General features: G+C 68.9%; 16 protein-coding genes. 11 read left to right on the forward strand and 5 right to left on the reverse strand.

Translation table 11 applies throughout. The features are described from left to right. Positions 1-11 precede the first annotated feature (11 nt). Positions 12-1505 carry an MFS transporter gene (locus ADBZ9K_RS17120; protein WP_526622422.1) on the forward strand — a complete coding sequence of 498 codons (1494 nt, stop codon included), beginning with the start codon at positions 12-14 and terminating at the stop codon, positions 1503-1505. Between the two features lie 3 nt (positions 1506-1508). Here the strand turns inward: ADBZ9K_RS17120 and ADBZ9K_RS17125 are convergent, their stop codons facing one another. From ADBZ9K_RS17125 to ADBZ9K_RS17135, 3 genes are all read right to left on the reverse strand, one after another. Then, entirely contained in the window at positions 1509-2840 is a 1332-nt protein-coding gene (locus tag ADBZ9K_RS17125; protein WP_526622746.1) for a purine-cytosine permease family protein, read from the reverse strand. A 94-nt stretch (positions 2841-2934) separates the two neighbouring features. Then, a complete protein-coding gene (locus tag ADBZ9K_RS17130) occupies positions 2935-4929 on the reverse strand; it encodes a YhgE/Pip family protein (protein ID WP_526622423.1) in 1995 nt (664 codons plus the stop codon). A gap of 14 nt (positions 4930-4943) precedes the next feature. Then, positions 4944-5669, reverse strand: a complete 726-nt coding sequence (locus ADBZ9K_RS17135) for an ATP-binding cassette domain-containing protein (RefSeq protein WP_526622425.1) — start codon at positions 5667-5669, stop codon at positions 4944-4946. A 115-nt stretch (positions 5670-5784) separates the two neighbouring features. Between ADBZ9K_RS17135 and ADBZ9K_RS17140 the strand changes: the two genes are divergently transcribed. Further along, positions 5785-6495 carry a VOC family protein gene (locus ADBZ9K_RS17140; protein ID WP_526622427.1) on the forward strand — a complete coding sequence of 237 codons (711 nt, stop codon included), beginning with the start codon at positions 5785-5787 and terminating at the stop codon, positions 6493-6495. Positions 6496-6617: 122 nt separating this feature from the next. Continuing rightward, positions 6618-8360, forward strand: a complete 1743-nt coding sequence (locus ADBZ9K_RS17145; RefSeq protein ID WP_526622429.1) for a proline--tRNA ligase — start codon at positions 6618-6620, stop codon at positions 8358-8360. Between the two features lie 55 nt (positions 8361-8415). On the opposite strand, the gene ADBZ9K_RS17150 is transcribed toward ADBZ9K_RS17145, so the two are convergent. Beyond that, positions 8416-8895, reverse strand: a complete 480-nt coding sequence (locus ADBZ9K_RS17150) for a ferritin-like domain-containing protein (RefSeq protein WP_526622431.1) — start codon at positions 8893-8895, stop codon at positions 8416-8418. Continuing rightward, a complete protein-coding gene (locus ADBZ9K_RS17155; protein ID WP_526622432.1) occupies positions 8892-9425 on the reverse strand; it encodes a hypothetical protein in 534 nt (177 codons plus the stop codon). Before ADBZ9K_RS17155 ends, ADBZ9K_RS17150 begins: the two co-directional genes overlap by 4 nt. A 112-nt stretch (positions 9426-9537) precedes the next feature. On the opposite strand from ADBZ9K_RS17155, the gene rimP reads away from it, so the two are divergent. From rimP to ADBZ9K_RS17195, 8 genes are all read left to right on the forward strand, one after another. Continuing rightward, positions 9538-10071 (forward strand): ribosome maturation factor RimP, encoded by a 534-nt coding sequence (gene rimP, locus ADBZ9K_RS17160; protein ID WP_526622747.1) that lies wholly within the window; start codon positions 9538-9540, stop codon positions 10069-10071. After that, complete coding sequence (nusA, locus tag ADBZ9K_RS17165; RefSeq protein ID WP_526622434.1) at positions 10068-11066, forward strand: transcription termination factor NusA; 999 nt, start codon at positions 10068-10070, stop codon at positions 11064-11066. Before rimP ends, nusA begins: the two co-directional genes overlap by 4 nt. Positions 11067-11144: 78 nt before the next feature. Continuing rightward, positions 11145-11522, forward strand: coding sequence for a DUF448 domain-containing protein (locus ADBZ9K_RS17170; RefSeq protein ID WP_526622436.1), 378 nt, complete (start codon positions 11145-11147; stop codon positions 11520-11522). 80 nt (positions 11523-11602) lie between these two features. Then, positions 11603-14413, forward strand: a complete 2811-nt coding sequence (infB, locus tag ADBZ9K_RS17175; protein WP_526622438.1) for a translation initiation factor IF-2 — start codon at positions 11603-11605, stop codon at positions 14411-14413. Continuing rightward, complete coding sequence (gene rbfA / locus ADBZ9K_RS17180) at positions 14413-14940, forward strand: 30S ribosome-binding factor RbfA (protein ID WP_526622440.1); 528 nt, start codon at positions 14413-14415, stop codon at positions 14938-14940. Before infB ends, rbfA begins: the two co-directional genes overlap by 1 nt. Then, positions 14915-15913 carry a DHH family phosphoesterase gene (locus ADBZ9K_RS17185; RefSeq protein ID WP_526622442.1) on the forward strand — a complete coding sequence of 333 codons (999 nt, stop codon included), beginning with the start codon at positions 14915-14917 and terminating at the stop codon, positions 15911-15913. Before rbfA ends, ADBZ9K_RS17185 begins: the two co-directional genes overlap by 26 nt. A 4-nt stretch (positions 15914-15917) precedes the next feature. After that, positions 15918-17255: an MATE family efflux transporter gene (locus tag ADBZ9K_RS17190; protein WP_526622444.1), complete on the forward strand. Its 1338-nt coding sequence runs from the start codon at positions 15918-15920 to the stop codon at positions 17253-17255. 123 nt (positions 17256-17378) lie between these two features. Then, complete coding sequence (locus ADBZ9K_RS17195) at positions 17379-20426, forward strand: Calx-beta domain-containing protein (protein WP_526622446.1); 3048 nt, start codon at positions 17379-17381, stop codon at positions 20424-20426. Positions 20427-20625: the final 199 nt, after the last annotated feature.

Here is a 20625-nt window from a genome sequence, read left to right on the forward strand (position 1 = left end):
GGTAGTGACCCATGTCTGGCGCGAGCGGTCCCCAACCCGCCGTCCGACCTCTTTCCTCGAGTGTGCTCGGGATCGCGATCGTCGCGATCACCGGTATGCAGCTGATGTCCACGCTGGACGGCACGATCGTGATCGTCGCGCTGCCGCGCATGCAGGCCGAACTGGGCCTGTCGGACGCGAGCAAGAGCTGGGTGATCACCGCCTACGTGCTGACCTTCGGCGGTCTGCTGCTGCTGGGCGGGCGGGTCGGCGATGCGATCGGGCACAAGCGGGCGTTCATCTCCGGCGTGGGGGTGTTCACCATCGCCTCCCTGGCCTGCGGGGTGGCCACCGAGCAGTGGACCCTGATCGTGGCACGGGCGGTGCAGGGCATGGGTGCGGCGGTGGCCGCGCCGACGGGCCTGGCGCTGATCGCCACCACCTACGCCGTCGGGCATCCCCGCAATCGCGCGATGGCGGTCTCGGCGGCCATGCAGGGCCTGGGCTCGGTGTTGGGCCTGGTCCTCGGCGGAGCGCTGACCGGTGTCTCGTGGCGGCTGGCCTTCCTGGTCAATGTGCCGATCGGCCTGTTCATCATCGTGATCGCGCTGACCCGGCTCGAGGAAACCCGGCACGAACGGCTCAAGCTCGACGTCACCGGGGCGCTGCTGGCCACGCTGTCGTGCACCTGCGCGGTGCTGGTCTTCACGCAAGGGCCGCCGCGGGGCTGGGTCGATCCGTGGGTGATCGGCGCGGGGGTGGCCGCCATCGTGTTCTTCGTGGCATTCCTGGTCGTCGAGCGCAGCGCCGACAACCCGCTGGTGCCGTTCTCGGTGTTCGACAACCGCAGCCGGGTCGCCTCCTTCGCGGCGTACTTCCTGGCCGGCGGGGTGATGCTGACCCTGAGCGTGATGATCGGCCTGCTGGTGCAGGACGTGCTGGGCTATTCGCCGCTGCGGGCCGGTGTGTGCTTCATGCCGTTCGCGGCGGCCTTCGTGGTGGGCAACGTGGTGGCGACCCGGCTGGCCCCGCTGCTGGCGCCGCGGTGGGTGATTCTGGGCGGCGGCCTGCTGGTGTTGGCCGCCATGCTGTACGGGTCGACGTTGAGCCGGTCGATCCCGTACTTCCCCGACCTGTTCGTTCCGATCGTGGTTGGCGGCCTGGGAATCGGTGTCATCTCGGTGATCCTGCCGCTGTGCACGCTGGCCAATGTCGGCCCGCGCGAGATCGGTCCGGTGTCGTCGATCACCCTGATGGTGTTCAACCTCGGCGGCCCGCTGGTGCTGGTGGTCGTCCAGGCGGTGCAGACCTCCCGCACGCTGTACCTGGGCGGCACCACCGGGCCGGTGAAATACATGACCCCGGCCCAGCTGGACGCGCTCGGCTACGGCTACACCTATTCGCTGCTGTGGATCGCCGGGATCGCCGTGCTGGTCGGTGTGGCCGCCCTCGGCATCGGGTTCTCCACCAGGGACATCACCGCCGCCCAGCACACCCGCGAAGCCTTCGAAGCCGGCGAGCTGTAGGTCTTAGCGGCGGGCCCGCACCAGCCGGTAGCCGCCGTAGAGCACCGCTGCGGCAAGGAAGTTGACGAAGTAGGCGAGGTCGGCGCCGTGTAGTGCGGTGGCCACCGGCCCGACGATCAGGTTGGTGTGCATGAACGGCACCGCGGCCGCGAACGCCACGAAGAACGCGGCCAGCGCCACGACAGCGTCGGCGCGCGGCGTGCGCTCCTCGGTCGGGTTGACGGCGTCGCGCCCGGCACTGCGGTAGCGCCAGTCGATGGCCACGATCGCCACGAACGCCGGGATCCAGTAGCTGACGAAAAGCAGCACGCCCTGGAAGCGGGCCGCCAGGTCACCGGAGTGCAGCCACATGATGAGCGCGAACGCGATCACCACCACCACGACCGCCGACACCGGTCGGCGCACCCGAACGCCGACCGTCTGCAACGCCAGCGAGCCGCTGTAGTCGTTCATCGCGTTCGACGCCACCGAGCCCAGCGCGATCACGGCCAGCGCCACGGCACCCAGCACACCGCCGCCCATGATCTCTCGGACTCCCTCGGCGGTCTGATCGGTGAGGGTGCCCGCCGCCGCCACCCCGATCGCCTGCACGGCGATGTAGGCCGACGCCAGCCCGGCGACGGTGTAGCCGAACACCGCGGGCCGCGAGGTACGCACCGGCAGGTAGCGGCTGTAGTCCGAGGCGTAGCTGGCCCATGAGATGGCCAGGCTCAGCGCGATGGTGACCTCCAGCACGAAGGACCCGCCCAAATCCGCGCCGCTCAGGGTCGGCAGGCTGATCACGTCGTGGCCGTCGATCAGCTTCCATGCGAACACCGCGAACGTCACCAGCAACACGACGGTCATCACCGCCTGCATCCGGTGGATCACCTCGTATCCGAAGACGCCGATCACCCCCTGGGCCGCCAGCACGATCACCACCGCCAGCCAGAACGGCAGCCCGAGCAGTTCGGCCAGTGCTTCACCGCCGAACAGCCCGACCAGGCCGTCCCAGGCGATCGACGACAGCCACTGGATCACCGCCACCACGGCCACGGTGCTGCCGAATGCCATGCGCGCGTTGGGCAATTGGGCCGTGCCGGTGCGTGGACCCCAGGTCGACAGGTAGCCGACGGCCAGCGAGCCGATGACCGTCCCGATCACCATCGCCAGCAGGCCCAGCCAGAAACCCAGACCGAGCACTACCGCCAGGGTGCCGGTGAACACCACGGTCATGTTCACCTGGGGGGCGAACCACACGGTGAACAGCCGCCGCGCGGTGCCGTACCGGTTGCCCGCCGGGATCGGCGCGATGCCGTGCGTCTCAACGGCCAGATCCCCGGCGTGGGCCGGCATCCGGCCGGTGTAGGCGTGGTCGGCCAATGCCGACCCGGGGGGAGATGATTCCGCTGTCACCCATCCACCCTAGAGGGCCGGGGGCGGCTGGTCGTCAGACCTCGATGGGCGGGTGCAGTCGTTCCATCGTGTATTGGCGATTGCGTCGGGCCGCCCAGGCGCTGGCCGCCAGCGATGCCGCGAGCACCCCGGTCAGCACCGCAATGCTCACCCACAGCCGGTGGTCTATACCGCCGTTGATCAGCTGACGTAAACCGTTGACGGCGTAGGTCATCGGGTCTGCCGGGTGGATGAGCTGGAACGGTTTGGCCGTGGTCTCCACCGGATAGATCCCGCCCGCCGACACCAGTTGCAGCATCAGGAAGGCCAGGGTGACGACCCGCCCGACGGCCACGCCGAAGAGCGCGTTGAACGCCTGGATGATGCCCAGGAACGTGGCGATCACCAGGATCAGGAAGGCCACCGTGGACAGCGGGTAGCGGGCCTTGAGTCCGACGCCGAAGTGCACGACGGCATACATCACCACCACCTGGCACACCGCCACGAGCAGCGCCGGCCAATAGGATGCCAGCACCACCCGCAGGGCGCCGAGTCCGTTGATGATGGGGCGAGACTGCAACGGCGTCAACAACATCCAGATGATCAGGGCGCCGATGAACAGGGCCAGCGGCAGGAAGAACGGTGCGAAGCCGGTGCCGAAGGTGGCGGCCTTGTTGTGGGTGACCAGATCCAGGCCCACCGGGGCGGCGACGGTCTTGGCCACGGCCGCTCGTTGCTCCGGTGTCCAGGACGGAACCTGGCTGGAGCCCTGGCGCAGTTTCCCGGCCAGCTCCTGGCTTCCGGCCCGCAGTTGACCGGTGCCGTCGGCCAGCCGGTTCGCTCCGGCGGCGAGCTGGCGGCTTCCGTCGGTCAGTGCGACCAGCCCGGCGCTCAGGCGCTGGGCGCCGGTGTTGAGTTGCTGTGCGCCGGTCTGCAGCTTGACCACGTCATTGCGCAGCTGCCCGTTGACCGCGGCGGTGAGCAACGTCCGCAGCTTGCTGTTGGGATCGCCGAGCTCGTCTTCGAGCCGGGTGGCGCTGTCGCGCAATCGGGCCAGGCCGTCGTCGGTGGCGGGGTCGATGCCCTGGGCGCGCAGCAGCCGCTGGGCGCCGGCCAGGAACCCGCCGACATCGCGCACGGCCGGATCGGGGTTGTTGGACAGTGTGGCCACCGCCTGATCGACGATGGCCGCCGCCTGTGTCTGGTCGACGTGCAGCGCGGCCAGGCGGTCGGTGGTGGAGCGCACCGCGCCGCTGAGGTGCTCGGCGGCCGCCCCGACCTCGGCCGGGTCCAGTCCCATCGTGTCGATGCGCTGGAGCACATGCACCAGCGGTTCGGTGGACGTGCTGATGGCGGTGCTCAACTGCTTTGTGCCGGTGGCCAATTGGGCAGCTCCATCGCGGGCGGTGGCCATGCTGGTGGCCAGCGTGGTCGAGCCGGTGGCCAGCTGCTGCGCCCCCGCATCGGCGGTGACCAACCCCGAGGCCAGCCGGTCGGCGCCGTCGGCGGCGGCCACCAGGCCGGCGCCGGCATCGGTCAGCCCGGTCAGCACCGTGCCGACGGTCTGTTCCCCGACGCTGGAGTCGACCTGGTTGATCACCTCGCGGGCAGCGTTCTGCCCGATGATCGAACCGAGGTAGTTGTTCGCGTCGTTGAAGGTGAAGCGCAGGCTCGCCTGCTGGGGTTGCCCGCCGGAGGGTGAGGTGATGTTGGCGCTGAAGTCGGCCGGAATCGTGATCGTGAAGTAGTACGTGCCGTCGGCCAGGCCCTTGGCGGCATCGGCGGCCGACACCTCGTGCAGCATCAGCTGGCCGGAGTCCTTCAACGCCTGCGCCACCTGGTCTCCGGCCCGCAGCGGCTTGCCATTGGCTTGGGCGCCGCGATCCTCGTTGACCAGTGCGGCCGGAACCTTGTTGACGGCCGCGAACGGATCCCAGAACGCCCACAGGTACATCGCGCCGTACAGCAGCGGCATCAAAATGATGGTGATCAGGGCGATTCGGGGGAGGACTCCGCGGGAGTACCGCTTGAGGTCGGTGCCCAGTGACATTCCGGCGAGCATGTCTAACCGGTCCCTTTCTGCGTATCCGACAGGGTGGCGCGGTCGGCGTTGGACACCTGGATCTGGGAAGGCACGTCGTGGTTGGCCACCCCGTTGACGGTGGCGGTGACGACGGTCTGTTCGCGTCCTAGGTCGATGAGTCGCTCGATGAGCACGTCGCGGTTGACGTCGCTGGTGACGAAGTCGAGGTTGGCGACGACCAGCAGCGGCGGGCGCTTGGTGTTGGCCAGGGCGATCCGCAGCAGCAGACGGTCGAGCTCGGAGAGCTCCTCGAAGTACTCGTCGAGGGGAGGCCGCGGCAGGTCGCCGAACACCGGCGCGCACACCGCCTCGAGCGTGCCGTCGTCGGCGCGGGGCACCAGATGGAACCACGGTGCGTCCCATCGCATCTGCTCGGTGATCAGATCGCGCACCGTCACCGACTCCGGAACCGTGTCGAGTTCGTCGATGCCGGCCAGCGCGGCCAAGGCGAAGATGTCGTCGGCCCGGGTCGCCCCGAACACCGAAAGCTGGCCGTCCTTGGGTTCCATGCGCCCCGCGATCGTCATCAGCAAGGCGGTGCGTCCCGAGCCGGCCGGGCAGATCAGGACGTTGAGCCCGCCCTGCGGGATCTCGAGGTCGACCGGCCCGTAGACCGGCCCCCACGGTCCGCGCAGGGCGATACCGCGGGCGAGGACAGCGGGTGGTGCCGGTTCGTCGGGGTGGCTGCCGGGCGGTTCCGCTGACACTGTGTCTTCCCTTCGTTGCGTGCCCGCACATCACAACACGTCCCGCCGCCGGCGCGCCGAGGAAGCAGCCTCCAGAGCGGTCTGACCTAGGCTGGCTCACTGTGATCTTGTCGTCATGCCCGGTGGCCGACGGCTGCGCGGCGTGACCCCGATGGATCGCGACGCCCGGCCGAGTCGCCAGGAGGTGTCCGCTGCGGTCGACCCGCAGGGCTGGCGTCTGATTCTCGGAGCGATCTACGCCCAGGTCGAGGTGGCCTCGCTGGCGCGGGCGGCCGAGGTCGCGGCGCTGGCGGTGGCGGCCGTCGGCGGTGACGGGCACGGCCACCTCAGTGTCGACATCCGCGCCGACCGAGCGGTGTTGCGGCTGCAGTCGGCCGCCGTCGGTGCGGTGACCGGCCTCGACATCGAGCTGGCCCAGACCCTGGCCGCGAGGGTCAGCGGCGCCGGCCTGCACCTGGCGCCAGGTGGTATCCAGGCGGTGGAGATCGCCATCGACGCACTCGACATCCCCGCGGTCCGCCCCTTCTGGAAGGCGGTCACCGGTTATGTCGACGAGCCCGGGCCGTCCGATCTCAGCGACGGGCTGATCGACCCGCTCTGTCGCGGCCCGGCGATCTGGTTCCAGCAGATGGATGCGTCCCGACCGCAGCGCAACCGCATCCACCTCGACGTCGACGTGCCCGCCGACGAGGCGCGCGCCCGTCTGGACGCCGCGATCGCCGCCGGTGGCCGGCTGCTCTCCGATGCGGCCGCGCCCGCCTTCTGGGTGTTGGCCGATCCGGAGGGCAATGAGGTCTGCATCTGCACCTGGCAGGGACGCGACTGAGCGCAACCGGAGTCCTCGGCTCTTCGCGCAAGCGCTCATCGTGGCCCGTCGACTCTTCGCGCAAGCGCTCATCGTGGCCCGTCGGCTCTTCGCGCAAGCGCTCATCGCTAGGCTGACGCACTGTGATTACCCGCATGTCCGAGCTGTTCTTGCGCACCCTGCGTGACGATCCGGCCGACGCCGAAGTGCCCAGCCACAAGTTGTTGATCCGGGCCGGTTACATCCGGCCGGTGGCGCCGGGCCTGTACACCTGGCTTCCGCTGGGCCTGCGGGTGCTGCGCAAGGTGGAGAAGATCGTGCGGGAGGAGATGGTCGCCATCGGCGGGCAGGAGATCCTCTTCCCGGCGCTGCTGCCGAAGGCACCGTATGAGGCCACCAATCGCTGGACGGAATACGGCGACGGGGTGTTCCGGCTCAAGGACCGCCGGATGAACGACTACATGCTGGGCCCCACGCACGAGGAGTTCTTCACCTTGACGGTGAAGGGGGAGTACAGCTCCTACAAGGACTTCCCGCTGGTGCTGTTCCAGATCCAGACCAAGTACCGCGACGAGGCGCGGCCCAGGGCGGGCATCCTGCGCGGCCGCGAGTTCATCATGAAGGACTCGTATTCCTTCGACGTCGACGACGAAGGCCTCAAGACCGCCTATCACGCGCACCGCGAGGCGTATCAGAACATGTTCAAGCGCATGGCGATTCGCTATGTGATCGTCTCAGCGGTGTCGGGTGCCATGGGCGGCAGCGCGTCGGAGGAATTCCTGGCCGAAAGCGAGGTCGGTGAGGACACGTTCGTGCGCTGCCTGCAATCGGGGTACGCGGCCAACGTGGAGGCGGTGATCACCGCCGTGCCGGAGTCGCTGCCGATCGAGGGTCAGCCCGACCCGGTCGTCCACGACACCGGGGACACGCCCACCATCGCGACGTTGGTCGAGTGGGCCAACTCCGCGGGACTGGGCCGCGAGATCACCGCGGCCGACACGCTGAAGAATGTGTTGCTCAAGGTGCGTCAGCCCGGCGGCGAGTGGGAGCTCCTGGCGATCGGGGTGCCCGGTGACCGCGAGGTCGACGACAAGCGCCTCGGGGCGGCGCTGGAGCCGGCCGAGTATGCGCTGATCGACGACGCCGACTTCGCCAGGTACCCCTTCCTGAAGAAGGGCTACATCGGTCCGAAGGCCTTACTGGCCAACGGTGTTCGCTATCTCGTCGATCCGCGGGTGGTGGACGGCACGTCCTGGATCACCGGGGCGGACGAACCGGGCAAGCATGTGGTTGGTCTGGTGGCCGGTCGCGACTTCGTCGCCGACGGCACCATCGAGGCGGCCGATGTGCGCGACGGCGACCTTTCCCCGGACGGCGCCGGACCGCTGGTGTCGGCGCGCGGCATCGAGATCGGGCACATTTTCCAGCTGGGCCGCAAGTACACCGACGCCTTCTCCGCCGATGTGCTCGGCGAGAACGGCAAGCCGGTGCGACTGACCATGGGCTCCTACGGGGTCGGGGTGTCCCGGCTGGTCGCGGTGATCGCCGAGCAGCAGCACGACGGGCTGGGGTTGCGCTGGCCGTCGTCGGTGTCGCCGTTCGACGTGCACGTGGTGATCGCCAACAAGGATGCGCAGGCCCGGACCGGGGCCGAGGAGCTGGCGCGGGATCTGGATGCGCAGGGCCTGGAGGTGTTGTTGGACGACCGCACCGCCTCGCCGGGGGTGAAGTTCAAGGACGCCGAACTGCTCGGGGTGCCGTGGATCGTCGTCGTCGGGCGCGGCTGGGCCGACGGAATCGTGGAGCTGCGCAACCGATTCGGTCACGACAGCCGCGAAATCGGGGTCGGGACCGCCGTCGCCGAGATCGTCTCGGCCCTCTCCTGAGCGGTTTCGGCGCGCTCTCGTTCGCCTAGCGGCGGTTTGCGCGCCGAAATCGCAGTTACTCGCTGCCGCCGGGAAAGGCGACCGTCACCGGAACGGTGCGCAGCACCTGCTTCCAGCGTGCGGCCAGCACCGCCGACTCGGTCAGCGCGGTGACCCCGAACGCGCGGTCCTGCTCGGCGGTGGCCTGCTCGATCACCGCGCGCCAGGCCACCGCACAGTCGTTCTCCATCAGCACCGCCAGGTTGGCCGCGGCGGTCGGGTCGGCCACCGCCATCGGCAGCTGGTAGCCCGCGGCAGGCAGCGGCGCCTTGGCCGCACGGCCGGACAACATCGCGATCGCCGCTTCCCGTCGTTCGCGGTGCTGGGCCAGCGCCTGCGAGACCAGGTCGTTCTCGTCCGGTGAGCTGTGCGCCGAGACGATGCCGTAGCCGTAGATCGCGGCGTGCTCGGCGGCGACGGCGTCAAAGAGCGCCGCCGCGGCGGCATCCGAAGGCCGGTCGGGGTTCGGGGTGGTCGACGGGGTGGGGGAGGTCACTGGGCACCCCTTCGAGACGGCAGGGCCACCGAGTATGCAGTCGTGCAGGAGGCGGCGATAGACCCCAGCAGCCCCGCCCGGTAGCCGGCGAGCGTGGGCGCGAGCTTGGTGGCGCTCTCGGCCGAACTGCGCAACGCGGCGACCACGTCGTCCACCGTGGGCGGCGGGGCAGCGGCGGCCGACGTGGTGGTGGTCGGTGCCGTGGTCTCAGTCGTCGGAATGGGTTTGCCGGCGGCGCGGGCGATCTCTTCGACGAGCGCCGCGGCGTGCCGGGCGCGTTCGGCTGCCACCTCGGTCAACGCCGGCACCAGCGTGGGCGGGGCGGCCTTGGCCGCCGCGGCGGCGAGTTCGCTGTCGTGGTGGGCCAGATCGACTTGCTGTTCCAGCGGATCGGGGCCCGGGGGCGGGCCCGAGCCGCAGCCGGTGCTCGCCGCACCGAGCAGGGCCAGAACCGCCAGGCCGAGACCGCCGTCGACGAGAACCCGTCGCCGGGTGATGCCGGGGACAGGCCTGGGATCTCGGCTCAGCACGCCAACATCCTGCCATTGCGGCCGGTGGTGCTGGCGTATCGTGGATACCTGGCTCCCCAGAGCCCTGCAGACAACGCAGCTGATCAGGACAACTCAAGATGAGGAGCTCGCCGTGACTGGCCGGTCAACGGGATTACCAACCCCCGAGCAGGTGATCGAGCTACTCGCTGGCGAGTTCGCGCGCGCCGGATACGAAATCGAAGACGTGTCCATCGACACGCGCACCCGTCCGCCGCGCATCACCGTGGTCGCCGACGGCGACAAGCCACTCGACCTGGATGCCGTTGCCGAGCTGTCCCGTTCCGCGTCGGCCCTGCTGGACGGACTCGACACCGGCGAGGCCGCCTACGTCCTCGAAGTCGGCTCTCCTGGGGTGGATCGGCCGCTGACCGACGAGAAGCACTTCCGCCGCGCGCACGCCCGCAAGGTCGACGTCGAATTAACCGACGGCAGCACGCTCAACGGTCGGCTGGGCACGGTGTCGCAGGGGCTGGTGAATCTGGTCCTGCGCGAGCGCGGCGGCTGGACCGTCCGGCAGATTCCATTCGCAGAAATCGTAAAAGCTGTTGTCCAGGTTGAGTTTTCACCACCCAATGCGCGTGAGCTGGAGCTGGCGGGGGCTGTCGAAACGGAGGCCGGAGCATGAACATCGACATTGCGGCACTGCACGCGATCGAAATCGACCGCGGCATCTCGGTCGACGAATTGCTGGACACCATCAAGACGGCACTGCTGACGGCCTACCGGCACACCGAGGGCCACCAGCCCGACGCGCGTATCGAGATCGACCGCAAGAGTGGCGCCGTACAGGTCATCGCTCGCGAGACCGACGATGACGGCAACGTCATCAGCGAGTGGGACGACACCCCGGAGGGATTCGGCCGGGTCGCGGCGACCACCGCGCGTCAGGTCATGTTGCAGCGGTTCCGCGACGCCGAGAACGAGCGCAGCTACGGCGAGTTCTCCGCCAAGGAGGGTGATATCGCCGCCGGCGTCATCCAGCGCGACGCCCGCGCCAACGCCCGCGGCTTGGTGGTGGTGCGGCTGGGCAGCGAGGCCAAGGGTGCCGAAGGGGTCATCCCGGCCGCCGAGCAGGTGCCCGGCGAAAGCTACGAGCACGGCGACCGGCTGCGCTGCTACGTCGTCGGGGTCAGCCGGGGCGCGCGCGAGCCGCTGATCACCCTGTCGCGAACCCATCCGAACCTGGTGCGCAAGCTGTTCTCGCTGGAGGTGCCCGAGATTGCTGACGGTTCGGTGGAAATCGTGGCGGTGGCCCGCGAGGCGGGGCACCGGTCCAAGATCGCGGTCAAGTCGCGAATACCCGGGCTCAACGCCAAGGGAGCATGCATCGGCCCGATGGGCCAGCGGGTGCGCAACGTGATGAGCGAATTGTCCGGCGAGAAGATCGACATTATCGATTTCGACGACGATCCCGCCCGGTTCGTCGCCAACGCGTTGTCGCCGGCCAAGGTTGTCTCGGTCAGCGTCATCGACGCCGCCGCGCATGCGGCGCGCGTCGTCGTGCCTGACTTCCAGCTGTCGCTGGCCATCGGCAAGGAAGGGCAGAACGCCCGGCTGGCGGCCCGACTGACCGGCTGGCGCATCGATATCCGCAGTGACGCCGCCCCGCCCGATGCCTGACCGGGCGGCCGGCACGAGCCCCGGCCGCGGCGAGGGTACGTCCAGCGCCGACGCAGGGTGGTTCTGAGTGCCGCCGCGATGACGGTAGACTGTGCCGTGATCCAGCGCGAGACTCCGACACCCGGTCATCGACGCACCGAAGGACCGGTGCGGACGTGTATCGGGTGCCGGAAGCGAGAGCTGGCCGTCGATCTCCTCCGAGTGGTGGCTGTGTCGGACGGGAACGGTAATTGTGCCGTGACCGTTGACTCAGCAGGTAATCTCCCTGGGCGGGGTGCGTGGTTGCACCCCGACGATCGCTGCCTCGAGGCAGCGATTCGGCGGCGAGCTGTTGCGCGAGCGTTGCGCATCACCGGTTCACCGGATACATCGGCGGTGGTCGAGCACTTCGAGAGATCGAAGGACCCGACGGCCCCGGCAACAGAACAGGCAGCGAAGAACATGAGCACACCGTGAAGTCCCGACGATGACCATGCGTCGTAGCTAAACCCGAGGCGCGGCCTACCACCGCTGTCGCCTCCTGAGTAGGAGATGTAGTGGCAGCACCAGGTAAGGCACGTGTACACGAGTTGGCCAAGGAACTCGGTGTCAGTAGTAAGGAAGTTCTCGCCCGGTTGAGCGAACAGGGCGAATTCGTCAAATCCGCGTCGTCGACAGTGGAAGCCCCCGTCGCGCGGCGTCTTCGTGAAGCATTCGGTGGCGGCAAGGCCGCCGACAAGCCCGCGGCCCGGCCCGCGCCGGCCCGGCCCGCCAGCAACCCGGTGGCACCCCCCAAGCCCGCGCCGGTGGCCGAGGCCCCCGCTGCGACGGCACCGCCCCAGGCGCCGGCCCCCAAGCCCGCCGCTCCGATCCCGGTAGCTGCCCCGCCGGCTCCGCCTGCACCGGCGGCTCCCGCGGCCCCCACACCTGCGGCCCCGGCCCCAGCAGCACCAGCAGCAGCTGCCGCGCCCGCGCCGGCCCGTCCGGCCGCACCGACGCCCGGCCCCCGTCCGGGACCGGCCGCACCCAAGCCGGGCCTTCCACGCCCGCCGCGGGTCGGCAACAATCCGTTCTCCTCAGCACAGCCGGTCGAGCGACCGATCCCGCGCCCGCAAGGTCCGCGGCCCGGCCCCGGCGGTCCGCGTCCGGGCCCCGGCGGCCCGCGTCCCGGTGGTGGCGCCACACCCGGCAACATGCCGCCGCGTCCCGGTGGGACCGTCGGTCGCCCGGGTCGTCCCGGTGCCCCGCGTCCCGGTGGCGGGCCTCGGCCCGGCCCCGGCGGTGGCGGCGGCCGTCCCGGCGGTCCCGGTGGCGGTGGCGGTAACTACCGCCCCGGTGGCGGTGCCGGTGGTGCCGGTGGAGCCGGTGGAGCGGCTGCCGGCGGCTTCCGCGGCCGTCCCGGCGGCGGCGGCGGTGGCGGCGGCGGTGGCCGGCCCGGTCAGCGCGGTGGCGCAGCCGGTGCGTTCGGTCGCCCGGGCGGTGCCCCGCGCCGCGGCCGCAAGTCGAAGCGGCAGAAGCGCCAGGAATACGACTCGATGCAGGCTCCGGTCGTCGGTGGTGTGCGGTTGCCGCATGGCAACGGTGAGACCATCCGGCTGGCTCGCGGTGCGTCCCTGAGCGACTTCGCCGAGAAGATCGACGCGAATCCGGCCGCGCTGGTGCAGGCGTTGTTCAACCTCGGCGAGATGGTCACCGCCACCCAGTCGGTGGGTGACGAAACCCTGGAGCTGCTCGGCAGCGAGATGAACTACGTGGTTCAGGTCGTTTCGCCTGAGGACGAGGACCGCGAGCTGCTGGAGTCCTTCGACCTCACCTACGGCGAGGACGAGGGTGGCGAAGAGGATCTGGTGATCCGCCCGCCGGTGGTCACCGTGATGGGTCACGTCGACCACGGCAAGACCCGCCTGCTGGACACCATCCGCAAGGCCAACGTCCGCGAGGGCGAGGCCGGTGGCATCACCCAGCACATCGGTGCCTACCAGGTGGCCGTCGAGCATGACGGTGTCGAGCGCCTGATCACCTTCATCGACACCCCGGGTCACGAGGCGTTCACCGCCATGCGTGCCCGCGGTGCGAAGGCCACCGACATCGCCATCCTGGTGGTGGCCGCCGACGACGGTGTGATGCCGCAGACGGTGGAGGCCATCAACCACGCACAGGCGGCCGACGTGCCGATCGTGGTCGCGGTCAACAAGATCGACAAGGAAGGTGCCGACCCGGCCAAGATCCGGGCGCAGCTGACCGAGTACAACCTGGTGGCCGAGGAGTACGGCGGCGACACGATGTTCGTCGACATCTCCGCCAAGAACGGCACGAACATCCAGGCTCTGGAGGAGGCGGTGCTGTTGACCGCCGACGCTTCGCTGGACCTGCGGGCCAATCCGGACATGGAAGCCCAGGGTGTGGCGATCGAAGCGCACCTGGACCGCGGTCGCGGTCCGGTGGCCACCGTGCTCATCTCGCGCGGCACGCTGCGGGTCGGCGACTCGATCGTGGCCGGCGACGCCTACGGCCGTGTCCGCCGGATGGTCGACGAGCACGGCGAGGACGTTCACGAGGCGCTGCCCTCGCGTCCCGTCCAGGTCATCGGCTTCACGTCGGTGCCCGGTGCCGGTGACAACCTGCTGGTTGTCGACGAGGACCGCATCGCCCGTCAGATCGCCGACCGGCGCAGCGCGCGTAAGCGCAACGCACTGGCCGCGCGTGCCCGCAAGCGGATCAGCCTGGAAGACCTGGATTCGGCGCTGAAGGAAACCAGCCAGCTGAACCTGATCCTCAAGGGCGACAACGCCGGTACGGTCGAGGCGCTCGAGGAGGCCCTGCTGGGCATCCAGATCGACGACGAGGTGGAACTGCGCGTCATCGACCGCGGCGTCGGTGGTGTCACCGAGACCAACGTCAACCTGGCGTCGGCTTCGGATGCGATCATCATCGGCTTCAACGTCCGTGCCGAAGGCAAGGCCACCGAGCTGGCCAACCGCGAGGGTGTGGAGATCCGGTACTACTCGGTGATCTACCAGGCGATCGACGAGATCGAGAGTGCGCTCAAGGGCATGCTCAAGCCGATCTACGAAGAGCGCGAACTCGGCCGGGCCGAGATCCGGGCGATCTTCCGGTCCAGCAAGGTCGGCAACATCGCCGGCTGCCTGGTCCAGTCGGGCATCATGCGCCGCAACGCCAAGGCACGGTTGCTGCGTGACAACGTCGTCATCGCCGAGAACCTCACGGTCTCCTCGCTCAAGCGAGAGAAGGACGACGCCACCGAGGTGCGCGAGGGTTACGAATGCGGTCTGACGCTGACGTACTCCGACATCAAGGAAGGCGATGTCATCGAGACCTACGAGCTCGTCGAGAAGGCGCGCGTCTAGTGGCCGACCCTGCTCGGGCGAAGCGGCTGTCCAAGCGCATCGCCACCATCGTCGCCTCGGCGATCGAGTTCGAGATCAAGGATCCGCCGCTGGCGTTCGTGACGGTCACCGATACCAAGGTCACCGGTGACCTTCACGACGCCACCGTCTACTACACGGTGCGCGGCAAGACCCTCGACGAAGAACCGGACTACGCGGGCGCGGCCGCGGCGCTGGAACGCGCCAAGGGCACGCTGCGGACCAAGGTCGGTGCCGGCACTGGCGTGCGGTTCACCCCGACCCTGTCGTTTGTTCTGGACAAGGTGCCCGACACTGCGCAGAAGATGGAGGAACTGCTCGCCCGCGCTCGCGCCGCCGACGCCGATGTGGCTCGGATCCGCGAGGGGGCCACTCCTGCAGGAGACGCGCAGCCCTACCGTGTGGTAGGAGAAGAGGGAGCCGTTGCGCAGGAGCGCGGCGACTCGGGCTATGACACGGCCGGGCACGACGACCAGGACTCCGGTGACCGCGATCGACTCGACGACTGAGATCACTCGCCTCGGCAGGCGGGTGGATGTGCACGGCGCCGTCGCGGTGCTGGGCGCAGCCAGCTCGGTCAGCGTGATCTGCCATGTCCATCCCGATGCCGACAGTGTTGGCGCCGGTCTGGCCCTGGCACTGATCCTCGAGCGTGACGGCGTCGACGTACAGGTGAGTTTCGCAACCCCGTCGACCCTGCCGGAGTCGCTGCGCATGCTGCCGGGTGGACACCTGCTGGTCGCCCCCGGCACGATGCGCCGCGACGCCGACCTGGTGGTGACCGTCGACGCCCCGAGCGTCAACCGGCTCGGCGCCCTGGCGGCGGTCGCCGACGCCGGCCGCGAGGTCCTGGTCATCGACCACCACAAGTCGAACACCTTGTTCGGCAGCGTCAATCTCGTTGACGCAGGCGCTGACTCGACCACCATGGTGGTCGCCGAGCTGCTCGACGCGTGGGGCAAACCAATCGACCGCGATGTCGCGGTGTGCCTCTACGCCGGCTTGACCATCGACACCGGTTCGTTCAGGTGGGCCTCGCCGCGGGCACTGCGGCTGGCCGCCCGGCTCGTCGAGCTGGGAGTGGACAACGCCGCGATCAGCCGGGAGCTGTTCGACACCCATCCCTTCGTGTGGCTGCCGCTGCTGTCGCGGGTGCTCTCGACGGCCCAGCTGGTGCCCGCGGCGGCGGCCGGAGCGGGACTGGTCTACGTCGTGGTGGGCCACGAGGACTGGATGGCCAACCGATCCGAAGAGGTCGAGAGCATTGTCGACATCGTCCGCACGACCCACGAGGCCGAGGTCGCGGCGGTATTCAAGGAGATTGAGCCGCAGCACTGGTCGGTCTCGATGCGCGCCAAGAGCTATGACCTGGCCGCGGTCGCGAGCGGGTTCGGCGGCGGCGGTCACACGCTGGCCGCCGGATACTCCGCCGCGGGCCCGATCGACGACGTGGTGGCGGAGCTGACCGCCGCCCTCGGCTGACAGATTGGCCGGACCGGACGACCGGGGCAACGTCACCGGCCGGCGTATCGCGGCGCTGGCGTTCCCCGCGCTTGGTGTCCTGGCCGCCGAGCCCATCTATCTGCTCTTCGACATCGCCGTCGTCGGCCGGCTGGGCGCGCTCAGCCTGGCAGGCCTGGCTATCGGCGGGCTGATCCTGTCGGTGGTCAGCTCCCAGCTCACCTTCCTGTCCTACGGCACCACGGCTCGCTCGGCGCGTTTCTACGGCGCGGGCAACCGCGGCTCGGCCGTCGGCGAGGGGGTGCAGGCCACCTGGCTGGCGCTGGCAATGGGGGTGGCGATCGTCGCCGTCGTCGAGCTGACAGCGGCTCCGCTGGTGTCGGCCATCACCGGTTCGAAGGCCGGGGGCGATGAGATCGCCGCCGCGGCGATGCCATGGGTGCGCATCGCGACCTTCGGGGTGCCGGCGATCCTGATCTCGGCGGCCGGCAACGGCTGGATGCGCGGTGTGCAGGACACCATGCGGCCGCTGCGCTTCGTGCTGGTGGGGTTCGGCGTCTCGGCAGTGCTGTGTCCGCTGCTTGTGTACGGCTGGCTGGGCATGCCGCGACTGGAGTTGGCCGGCTCGGCGGTGGCCAACCTGGTGGGCCAGTGGCTGGCGGCGGTGCTGTTCTGTCGTGCCCTTCTGGTGGAGAAAGTGCCGCTGCGACCGGATGTCTCGGTGCTTCGGGCGCAGCTGGTGATGGGCCGGGACCTGGTGGTACGCACGCTGGCCTTCCAGGCCTGTTTCGTCTCGGCGGCGGCGGTGGCCGCCCGGTTCGGCGCGGCCGCGGTGGCCGCCCATCAGGTAGTGCTGCAGCTGTGGAATTTCCTTGCCCTGGTGCTGGATTCGCTGGCGATTGCCGCGCAGTCACTGGTCGGGGCCGCGCTCGGTGCCGGTCAGATGCGCCACGCGAAGTCGGTGGCGTGGCGGGTGACGGTGTTCTCCACGATCGCCGCGGCGGTGTTGGCTCTCGCGTTCGCGGCCGGCGCGTCGGTGCTGCCGTCGTTGTTCACCGACGATCGCTCGGTGCTCGACGCGATCGGGGTGCCGTGGTGGTTCATGGTTGCGCAACTTCCCATCGCCGGAATCGTGTTCGCCCTCGACGGCGTGCTGCTCGGGGCGGGCGACGCCGCGTTCATGCGCACCGCGACGTTGATCAGCGCGCTGGTCGGATTCCTGCCGCTGATCTGGTTGTCGCTGCTGTTCGGTTGGGGCCTGCTCGGCATCTGGTCGGGGCTGAGCACGTTCCTGGTGCTGCGACTGGCCTTTGTCGGCTGGCGCGCCGCATCCGGACGCTGGCTGGTGTCGGGGACACGCTAGCTGGCCGGCGACCAGGTAACGCGCAGTCGACCGCCGCGTCAATTTTTGCTGCATCCGCTGCGGTTGTTGCCAATGTGCGCTACTAATTGCGTTGCTGGAGTATCGGGTCGCGACGGGGGTCCTATGAGTTCGACGGCGTTTGGAATTCGTATCGGATCGGCCGCGTTCGCTATGGGCTTGGGTCTCGCGGTGGCGAGCAATCCCGGGGTCGCGGTAGCTGATGACTCGGATGCCGGTGGGACGTCGCAGTCGTCGAATCCGTCGGGCGCCTCGGATGCCTCGGATGCCTCGAATGCCTCGGACTCGGCTGGGCCGACCCGTTCGGTGGGTACGTCACGGCGTTCTGCCCAGGCTCATGCCGGTGGTGTGGTGGCGGGGTCGAAGAAGCGTGCCGCTGCGGCTGCGGCGGTGCGGCCGGACTCGCACAGTTCGGATACCCCGAAGGCTGCCACTTCGGCGGTTTCCGGCGCTGCTGCGCGCGCTGGCGAGATCGATGATGGTGCGACAAATTCTGCTGCTGTAGAACAGGTTTCGGTTCCGGCCGAGGCTTCGGCGATGGTGACGGCGGCGGTGGACCCGACGCCGCAGGGTGTGCTAGCCCCGGCCCGGCAGGCCACGGCGGTGGCGGCTCGGTCGACGAATATTGTGTCGGGATTCCTGTCGCTGCTGGGGCTGAGCCCGTCGGGAGCCGGCAGCGGGCTGCCGGCCTCGCCGGTGCAATTCATCACGGGCGCGCTGGAGTTGGTGCGCCGGGAGATCGAGTCGTTCATCAATCAGCTCACGGCGCTGTTGCCCACTCAGCGGACCCAAAGCCTTACGGCCGGGGCCACCGCGGCGACCGGCACGACGACGAAAATCACCTGGGCCTGGGGCACCAACCCGGTGTTGGCGTTCAACCCGGCCACCGACAAGCTCGACTTCGGGTGGATGCAGTCCAGCCAGTTCACCGTCGCCGAGAAGGCCGGTTCGGTGGTGATCGGGGTCGTCGACAACAACCACACCTACACGCTGCAGGGCGTGACCCTGGGTCAGCTGCAGATGAGCAATATTGTCGCCAAGGACGCCGGCGCCGTCGCCAAGTGGCAGTCCCTGATCAGCAATGCGCAGACGGCGCTGCCGAGTGTTTCGGTTGCCGATACCACTGTGGCCGAGGGAAACAGCGGCACCAAGAACGCGTCGTTCACGGTGACGTTGTCCAAGGCGTCCACCAAGCCGGTGACGGTGACCTACACGACGTCCAACGGCACCGCCACCGCCGGCCAGGACTATGTGGCCGGTTCGGGCACCGTCACGTTCGCGGCCGGGGTCACCTCTCAGACGGTCACCGTCGGCGTGCTCGGTGATGCCACGTTCGAACCTAATGAGACCTTCACCGTCACGCTGTCTAACGCGTCCGGGGCCACCGTCAGTCGGGCCACCGCGACGGCCACCATCACCAACGACGATGCTGCCCCTGTCACGCCGCCGACGGTGTCGATCGCCGACGCGACGGTCGCCGAAGGTGCAAGCGGAACATCCGCGATGGTCTTCACTCTGACGCTGTCCAAGGCGTGGACGACGGCGGTGACGCTCAGCTACGCCACGTCCAATGGCACCGCGACCGCCGGCCAGGACTACACGGCCGGGTCCGGCACGGTCACGTTTGCACCCGGGGTGGTCTCCCAGACGATCAACGTCGGCGTGCTCGGTGACACCACCGTCGAGCCGACCGAGACGTTCACCGTCACCCTGTCGAACCCGACCGGTGCCACCATCGCCGACGGCTCGGCACTCGGCACGATCACCAACGACGACTCCGCGACCACACCCGGGGGAACCGCCCGGTGGGGCACCTCATTCTTCGCGCCCTACATCGACATGGGCTCCTACCCGGTGCCGAATCTCGTGCAGATCGCCCAGGCCACTGGCGTCTCGCTGCTGACGCTGGGCTTCATGCAGGCCGACCCCAACGGCAAGCTGGCCTGGGCAGGATTGTCTGCCCTGGAACCGGATTCGACCCACGAGCAGGCCCAGGCGATCAACGCCTCGATCGCCGCGCTGAAGGCGGCCGGTGGTGACGTCATGATCTCCTTCGGCGGCGCTGCCGGCACCAGCATCGCGCAGACGTATGCGGCCAAGGGCCTCAGTGCCCAGGCGCTGGCCAACGCCTACGCGGCCGTCGTGGACACCTACGGGGTTACCCATCTCGACTTCGATATCGAGGGCGCGGCGGTGGCCGACGCGGCGTCGATCGCATTGAACAGCCAGGCCCTCAAACTGCTCCAGCAGGCCAGGCCCCAGGTCCAGATCTGGTACACGCTGCCGGTGCTGCCGACCGGGCTGACCGCCGACGGCGTCAACGTGGTCGATTCGGCGCTCAAAGCCGGCGTCACCCTCGCCGGGGTCAACGTGATGGCGATGGACTACGGCGAGTCCGCCGCACCCACCAGCGGTGCGAACGCGCAGACGATGGGCACGTATGCCATTCGGTCGGCCGAGTCGACCTACTCTCAGCTGACCTCGGTGTACACCAAGTACGGTAAGACCTTCGGGTGGAGCCAGATTGGTGTGACACCGATGCTGGGCGTCAACGACATCACCAGTGAGGTGTTCACCGTCGCCGACGCGCAGGCCCTCGAGGACTTCGCCCGCACCAAGGGCATCGGCATGCTCTCAATGTGGGAGATCCTCCGCGATAAGCCGGGGACGCTCGGGCAGGCCTCGATCAGCGCGTCGGGGATCAGTGCCCCCGCCGGCAGCTTCAGCAAGGTCTTCAACGACTACGGCACCATCAACGTCGTCAACTACGGCACCGGCGGTACCGGCACGGGCGGTACCGGCACGGGCGGTACCGGCACGGGCGGCACCGGTGGCACCGGCGGCACCGGCACTGGCGGGGGTACCCCGGTGACGGGCGGCTCGACCACCACCATTACGTGGGCGTGGGGCACCAACCCGGTGCTGAGCTTCAACCCCGCCACCGACAAGCTGGACTTCGTCTGGATGCAGCCGACCGAATTCGACGTCACCGAGAAGTCGGGTTCGGTGCAGATCTCCGTCGTCGGCAACAATCACACCTACACGCTGCAAGGGGTAACCCTGAGCCAGTTGCAGATTGGCAACATCGTGGCCAAGGACAGCGCCACCCTGGCCAAGTGGCAGGGCATCCTGGCTGCCGCGAAAGCGGTGTGACGCGGCAGCACGGCGCGGGCGGTCGGCCGTAGCTTCTCGTGCGTCGTTGGTGGAGAGGTCGTCGCCGGTCAGGCCCATCCGTCGGGCCAGGCCATGCCGATCTTCTGGGCAGTCGAAATCGGCGAACCAATTTTTGCTGCATTGACTGCGGTTGTTGTCAATCTGCGCTAGAACTTTATCGTTGCTGGCGTTCGATCGA

This window comes from Mycobacterium sp. (assembly GCF_965229265.1).
GTDB lineage: Bacteria > Actinomycetota > Actinomycetes > Mycobacteriales > Mycobacteriaceae > Mycobacterium.